Here is a 1,340-nt window from a genome sequence, read left to right as displayed (position 1 = left end):
GTAGTGAATATTTTTACCGTTCACTACTTCTCGGCACACTATGAGCAGTTGGGGATTTTTTTGCTCTTACTTTTCAGTTTAGCACAGACCTTTTTTTATGTTTTAATTATCGGATAAGCACTTAAACCCCAATTGCTTATAGCCGTTGTTGTAGCACGTTTTTTATCCACTTGATTTCGTCGTCATTGAATTTATTCCAATTTCCATCATTTTTTGAAAAGGTTTTTCTTGAAATTAATTCAGTATATTTTTTATCAAGATATTTTTCAAATTTATTTTCCTTTGTGATTAGGTTTTGTTCTGTTAAATAAATATTCTTGAATTTAGTGTAATAACTAAGTGATGCTAAATCATTTTCATCATTTAATTGTAGAACATATTCCCCAATAACATCACATTTTCTAATTGAAAATATTTTATCCTCTTTAGTAAATATTAATTCGAGAAAATCATTTGTGGTTATCAATTCACAATCTGTTTGATAAATAATTCCTACAAGATAAGGAATAGTTAGTCCAGAACCCAGAGGTGTTTTTTTATTACACCAATAGTCTAAAATCCTATACCAACTCTGAATATTTACTTGCATTAATTTAAGATGTTATATCTATGTTCACTTGCCTCTTTATATGTGTCAAAAACAAAAGTTTGACGGTTTTGAATAGAATGAACTGAATATCCAAATTGACCCCTCAAATCTTTTTCTAAGTTGTCTTGAAGAAGATATTTTTTATCCTCATTGAACCCGTCTACTTTAACTACATCCGAATAATATATGTAATTTTTTATAGGTCCCTCAAAACCTGTTTTGTTATTGGAACTACTAACTATATAACGTCCTCTTTTATGTTCAATAATCGTCCAAACGTACTTGGTTTGATTTTGTTGTTTTTCCATTTCAAGCAAACGACTATTTATTCTTTCGTTCTCCCTTTGTAAACTATCAAGTTTTTGTTGGGATTCCTGACCTTTTTTATTATTGCAGGAAATTAAGAAAACAGAAATAATTAAAATTGATATTACTCTTATCATAATTGTTAGGTTTAAATTTGCTACAACGTTAAGGCTATGATTTCGGTCTGGGAAATCCGATAGGATTTTTCAGGTAAGGAATCGTGCCGACTTAAAAGTAATGAATTTTATCTTTTGAAGAATGCAAGACTGAATTATAGCCCCTGTTAGAGGTTGTTTGCAGCCCACACCTTACCCAAACGGACAAGCCAATGGAACAATCCCCGTAGTTTTTGCCGCATTTTCAATCCAGCCGAAACCTTTGTAAACACAAATATAATTTAGCGTTTTATAAAACCTGGGCGGGAAAGGGCAAGCCAAAAGTCGAC

At 31.3% G+C, this 1,340-nt stretch carries 2 protein-coding genes; both read right to left on the bottom strand.

Annotated features, from left to right (window positions below):
• Positions 1–136: 136 nt before the first annotated feature.
• Positions 137–589: a hypothetical protein gene (locus BV214_RS16530; protein ID WP_086478602.1), complete on the bottom strand. Its 453-nt coding sequence runs from the start codon at positions 587–589 to the stop codon at positions 137–139.
• A complete protein-coding gene (locus BV214_RS16525; protein WP_086478601.1) occupies positions 589–1,032 on the bottom strand; it encodes a hypothetical protein in 444 nt (147 codons plus the stop codon). The genes BV214_RS16530 and BV214_RS16525 overlap by 1 nt, the downstream gene beginning before the upstream one ends.
• Positions 1,033–1,340: the final 308 nt, after the last annotated feature.

Source organism: Arenibacter amylolyticus (genome assembly GCF_002150785.1).
Classification (GTDB): Bacteria; Bacteroidota; Bacteroidia; order Flavobacteriales; family Flavobacteriaceae; genus Arenibacter; species Arenibacter amylolyticus.
The sequence above is the reverse complement of the archived record's forward strand: the minus strand, read 5'-3'. Positions and strand labels throughout refer to the sequence as shown.